General features: G+C 62.6%; 3 protein-coding genes and 1 pseudogene. All 4 read left to right on the top strand.

Translation table 11 applies throughout. The features are described 5' to 3' along the window. On the top strand, nt 1-1,033 hold a 1,033-nt coding region (locus XalbCFBP2523_RS13760), incomplete at its 5' end, for a cellulase family glycosylhydrolase (protein ID WP_158250787.1). 243 nt (nt 1,034-1,276) lie between these two features. Beyond that, nucleotides 1,277-2,662, top strand: a pseudogene (locus tag XalbCFBP2523_RS13755) (M16 family metallopeptidase); the annotation flags it as partial. A 180-nt stretch (nt 2,663-2,842) separates the two neighbouring features. Continuing rightward, nucleotides 2,843-3,778, top strand: a complete 936-nt coding sequence (locus tag XalbCFBP2523_RS13750; RefSeq protein WP_045766426.1) for a GAF domain-containing protein — start codon at nt 2,843-2,845, stop codon at nt 3,776-3,778. Nucleotides 3,779-3,968: 190 nt separating this feature from the next. Then, on the top strand, nt 3,969-5,660 hold the full coding sequence (treA, locus tag XalbCFBP2523_RS13745) for an alpha,alpha-trehalase TreA (protein WP_045766427.1): 1,692 nt from the start codon (nt 3,969-3,971) through the stop codon (nt 5,658-5,660). Nucleotides 5,661-6,000: the final 340 nt, after the last annotated feature.

Raw genomic sequence — 6,000 nt, 5'->3', positions numbered from 1 at the left:
GCCGCACGGCGCAGCGACCTGGGGCACCGGCAACGCCGCCACCGACTGGAACTCGGCGGCAGAGCGCGCCTCCGCGGTCGTGCTGAGCGCCGTGCCGAACTGGCTGATCTTTGTCGAAGGTATCGCCTCGAATTCGAGCTGCTCCAGCAACACCGCCCACTTCTGGGGCGAAGACCTGGAACCGCAGAAGTGCTCCCCGCTCAACATTCCCGCAGATCACCTGGTGCTGAGCCCGCACGTGTACGGCCCGGACGTGTACGGGCAGCCGTACTTCAGCGACTCGAACTTCCCGAACAATATGAAGGCCATCTGGGAACAGCACTTCGGCCAGTTCTCGCCCAACAATGCGGTGATACTGGGCGAGTTCGGTGGCAAATACGGCCAGGGCGACCCGAAGGACGTGACCTGGCAGAACGCGCTGGTCGATTACCTGATCGGCAAGCAGATCAACAGCGCGTTCTACTGGGCGTGGAATCCGAACAGCACCGACACCGGCGGCATCCTCAACGACGACTGGACTACGGTGCGCACCGACAAGGTTGCCTTGTTGCATAAACTGTGGGGCACCGACGGTTCCGGTGGTGGTGGCTCCACCGGTGGTGGCGGCTCCACGGGTGGTGGCGGCTCCACCGGTGGTGGCGGCTCCACGGGTGGTGGCGGCTCCACCGGTGGTGGTGGCTCCACGGGTGGTGGTGGCTCCACCGGTGGTGGTGGCTCCACGGGTGGTGGTGGCACCACCGGTGGTGGTGGCTCCACGGGTGGTGGTGGCTCCACGGGTGGCCCCAGCTTCAGCACTCATGTCATCGTCGATAACGATTGGCAGGCTGGCTATTGCGAGCGCGTGCAAGTCACCAACAACGGCACCACAGCAGGCGACTGGAAAGTGACTCAGACGATCAGCGGTACGGTCAACAACCTGTGGAATGCCAAGTGGACACAGTCAGATACCAAGCTCAGCACCAATGGCCTGGATTCGAACAAGACCCTGGCGCCCGGCCAAATGACCGAGTTCGGCTTCTGTGCCAATCGCTGATTCCATAGAGTAATACCTTCACCGTGCTCACTGGACGGTGACTTACCAACGGCAGCGTCGCCAGACGCTGCCGTTGGTACTTTGGGTCATCGCAACGCGTTGGCCACCAGACATTGCAGCAACCGATCATCAAGAACGAAGCAGTTACAGCCGTGCCGATCTGCATCCGGCGCAATGCATTTTCTTGCTGGCACCGGCGATAACCGGTATAAAGCCAACTATAGCGTCGGCAAGAACCAGGTCGATCGCACCGCCGGCGTACCGGACATTGCCCAGTTCCCTAGCCTGCGTTTCCCGCAGTTACAGCGCGGCAAGCTCAATAACGGCATCGAGGTGGTATTGGCCGAGCGCCACACCATTCCGGTCACCCAAATCAAACTGCTATTCGACGCCGGCGACGCGACCGACCAGGGCCACAAGCTCGGCACCGCCAACTTCACCGCGGCGCTGATGAACGAGAGCACCGGCAATCTGGATTCGGTGGACGTGGCACAGCGCCGCCAGCGCCTGGGCGCGATGACCAGCGTGTCCTGCGCACTGGACAGCTGCGACGCCTCGCTCAACGCACTCAACGACCAATTGACGCCGTCGCTGCAACTGTTCGCTGACATCGTGCGCAACCCTGGATTCAAGGCCGAGGACATCGCGCGCATCCGCAGCCAATGGCTGTCCTCCATCGCGCAGGAAAAAACCCAACCAAAGAGCCTAGCGCTGCGTATCCTGCCACCGCTGCTGTACGGTCCGCAGCATCCCTACGGCGTGCCGCTCACCGGCACCGGCACCGAAGCGGCAATCAAGGAATTGAATGCCAGCGACCTGCGCGCCTTCCAGAACAATTGGCTGCGTCCGGACAACCTGCGCATCCTAGTGGCGGGCGATACGACGCTGGCGCAGATCATCCCGCAGTTGGACGCCGTCTTCGGTGACTGGCATCCGCCGAAGAGCAAGCGCCCGGCCAAGCCACTGCCGCAAGTCGCCGCACAACCCAAGCCGTGGGTGTTCCTGCTCAACCGCGACGACGCGCCGCAATCGCTGATCCTGGCCGGCCTGCTGGCGCCCTCGACCAAGACACCGAACAATCTGGCCATCGACGTCGCGAACGGCGCATTCGGCGGCAGCTTCACCTCGCGGTTGAACATGAACCTGCGCGAGGACAGGCGCTGGGCCTATGGCGCCGAAAGCTTCATGCAGGATGCGCTGGGACAGCGTCCGTTCCTATTCTTCGCGCCGGTGCAGACCGACAAGACCGCCGAGTCCGCGTCGGAGATTCTGAAGGAGGCCAAGGCGGTGATCGGCGACAAACCCTTGACCAACGAGGAGATCGCCAAGACCAAGAACCAGCTCATCCATGCCCTGCCGGGCAGCTTCGAGACCACCAGCGCGGTACTCGGCGCAATGAAGGACATCGTCCAGTACGGGCGTCCGGACAACGATGTGCAGACCTTGAAGGCACGTCTGGAAGCGGTCGATCAACCCGCCGCAGAAGCGGCGATCAAGGACATCGTCGCGCCGCAGGCGATGACCTGGGTCATCGTCGGCGACCTTAAACAGATCCAAGTCCCGGTGCGCGCACTGAAACTCGGCGAAGTACAGGTGCTGGACAGCGACGGCCAACCGATCAAGCACTGATCCACGACCGCGTGCGCCGCGCCTGCGCCTAAATCGCAGCGCGGACACAGCACCCGTCGAGATGACCACGACCATGGAGGATACACGGCGGACGCACCATCACGCTCGACTCCCCATCGATGCCTTACTGTAGTCGTGTGAGTTATGGTATGGGGCGTTGCGCGATCTTTACCAGAATCGATGAACACCAGCGCCATGACCGACGAAGCAAGACGCCAGCACGTGCTCGACCGTTATCGCATCGTCGGCAGCCCGCCCGATGATGCCTACCAGGACATCGTGCAGGTCGCCGCGTCGCTATGCGATACGCCTATCGCACTGATCTCGCTCCTGGACCGCAACCGGCAGTGGTTCAAGGCACGAGTGGGACTGGAAGCACAGCAGATCGAACGCAGCCAGGCGGTGTGCGATTACGCCATCCGCCAACCCGGACAATTGCTGGAAATCCCCAACCTTGCCGAGGATCCGCGCTTCGCCGACATGCCCCTGGTGAACGGCGACATCAGCGCACACTTCTATGCTGGCATGCCGCTGGTCACCGGCGAGGGCATCGCACTAGGCACGGTGTGTGTGTTGGATATCGCACCACGCCTACTCAACGACACCCAGCGCGAGGGCCTGCACGCACTGGGACGCATGACCATGCGGCTACTGGAAGAGCGCCTGCACGCACTGCAACGTGAGCGCGAGGCGATCCTGCAACCGCACCAGCCGACCGATGTCCAGCACACCGACGTCGATAGTCGCTATTGGGTGGTCATCCTGGAAGTACAGGAACTGGCCGCACTGGCCGATCAGCAAAGCGAGCGCCTGCTAGGTAGTGCCCTGCAACAGCTCGACCGCACCCTCACCAGCTACGTGCAAGACGGAGGGAGCGACAGCGTGGATCGCGCGACCGAGCATGCGGAGTTCATCGTCATGCTGCACGGTGCAGATGCCGAGCGGAAACTGCACGGCTTACGCCAGATCGCAGCACGGCAGCGTGCATTGGGACTGACCGTGCTGATGGGCGATGCCGAAGCCACCTGTGCTGACGAACCAATCGGCCAAGTATTTATGCGCGCCGAAGCCGCACTCAGCGGCGAGAAAGACCGCTATCAACAAGACACCACCTAGGCGTTCGACGCCCATCCGCCGCACATGCGGCGACGGCATCGGACTCACGGCGATGCACGGCCATTGGCCGCATACGGCACATTTCTTGCATGTCATTACATCGCGACCAAGTATCGGCCTGCATCCGTTCGTAATCACATTATTGTTTGCGTCATTTACCATGCCCCACGCATCCTGCTCTGGACCCAACATGAGCCATGCTGCTCCTCCCTCCTGCACGCCGCTGCTGAGCTTGTCGCTCGGCCTGCTACTCGGCAACTGCGACGCCACTGCCAAACAGGCCGTGCCGGTGCTCACACAAACCAAGCAAGAACCACCGCAGACACCGGATCTGGCCTACCCGGAACTTTTCCAGGACGTGCAGGAACAAGCACTGTTCGACGACCAGAAGCACTTCGTCGATGCGACACCGCGACGTGATCCGGCGCTCATCAATACCGACTATTTGGCGCAACGCCAGAAACCCGACTTCGATTTGCGCCACTTCGTCGCAGCCAACTTCGAGGAGTCCGGCCCAGCGCTGCCCGAGGCGATCCACCAAGAGAGCGACCTGCGCACCCACATCGACGCCCTGTGGCCGCTGCTGGTGCGACATCAGACGGAAGTGCCGGCCTACAGCAGTCTGCTGGCACTGCCGCACCCGTACGTGGTGCCCGGCGGACGCTTCGGCGAGATCTACTACTGGGACTCCTACTTCACCATGCTCGGCCTGGTACACAGCGGCCAGACCGAACGTAGCCGGCAGATGCTGGACAACTTCGCCTATTTGATCGACACCTACGGACACATCCCCAACGGCAACCGCACTTACTACCTGAGCCGTTCGCAGCCACCGTTCTTCTCGCACATGGTCCAATTGCAGGCACAGGTGGAAGGCGATACGGCCTATGCGCGCTATCTGCCGCAGTTGCAGAAGGAATACGCGTACTGGATGGACGGCGCGCAGTCACTGACTCCGGGCAGCGCACAGGCGCACGTCGTACGACTGACCGACGGCAGCCTGCTCAACCGTTACTGGGATGCGCGCGACACCCCGCGTCCGGAAGCCTGGCTGCATGATGTGCGCACCGCCGCCGCGGCCAAGCGCCGCCCTGCCGCGGAGGTCTACCGCGATCTGCGCGCCGGCGCCGAAAGCGGCTGGGACTATTCCAGCCGCTGGCTCGGCGACCGCAAGACACTCGCCAGCATCCGTACCACCGCCATCGTCCCGGTCGATCTCAACAGTCTGCTTTATCACTTGGAAAGCACCCTGGCCCTGGCCTGCGCGAAGAACCCGGGCGCTGCCGGCTGCGACACCGACTACGCAGCCCTGGCCAGCGCACGCAAGACCGCGATCGACAAGCATCTTTGGAGCAGCGCCGGCTACTACGCCGACTACGACTGGCAAAAGCGCCAGTTGCGCGAGCAGGTCACCGCAGCGGCACTGTACCCTTTGTTTGTGGGTCTCGCCTCACAGGATCGCGCCAAGCGCAGCGCCGACACCGTGCAAGCGCAGTTGCTGCGCCCTGGTGGTCTGGCCACCACCCGCTTGCATACCGGCCAACAATGGGACGAACCCAACGGCTGGGCGCCGCTGCAGTGGATCGCAGTGGACGGCCTGCGCCGCTACGGCCAGGACGCCATCGCCCAACGCATCGGCAGCCGCTTTCTGGCACGAGTGCAGGCACTATTCGCGCAGCGGCACACACTGGTGGAAAAGTACGCGGTCGATGGCCAGACCAACGGCGGCGGCGGCGGCGAATACCCGCTACAGGATGGCTTCGGCTGGACTAACGGCGTGACCTTGTTGCTGCTGGATCTGTACGCACCCGAGAGTGCTACATCGCCACAGTCTCAACACCAACCGGTGTCTGAAGCGATGTTGGAACCGGCCATGCTCTGAGTAGACACGCACACGGTGGTGCCAGACATACCTCGCGGTGCTGCTCAAACTCGACCAGCGCCTGACGGGGTAAAGTCACTGGTTTCACCGCCCCGCCCAGACGCTTTTTCGAACGCAATCGGCGCGGCCTTATCAACATGATCAGCGGCATCGCTGCCGAGGTTGCTACTCTCTAGTTGCTGCTCTCTACATGCAAGGCCGCTTTGAAAAGCACGTCCGCAAACTGCCACGCCATCGCCAGTCGTGCAGGATCGCGCAGAAACCCGCTAAGGTAATACGCGTCGGCAGCGCGACAGCTATCGAATCGTCAGCGTACACAGACATCCGCATGCCATCGAGG

It is taken from the genome of Xanthomonas albilineans, from assembly GCF_002939705.1.
Taxonomy (GTDB): Bacteria; Pseudomonadota; Gammaproteobacteria; order Xanthomonadales; family Xanthomonadaceae; genus Xanthomonas_A; species Xanthomonas_A albilineans.
This window is presented reverse-complemented; position numbering and strand designations above follow the sequence as displayed.

Excerpts from the sequence above, each read along its gene's own strand:
- treA (WP_045766427.1), top strand. The coding sequence starts at position 3,969 with ATGAGCCATGCTGCTCCTCCCTCCTGCACGCCGCTGCTGAGCTTGTCG.
- XalbCFBP2523_RS13750 (WP_045766426.1), top strand. The coding sequence starts at position 2,843 with ATGAACACCAGCGCCATGACCGACGAAGCAAGACGCCAGCACGTGCTC.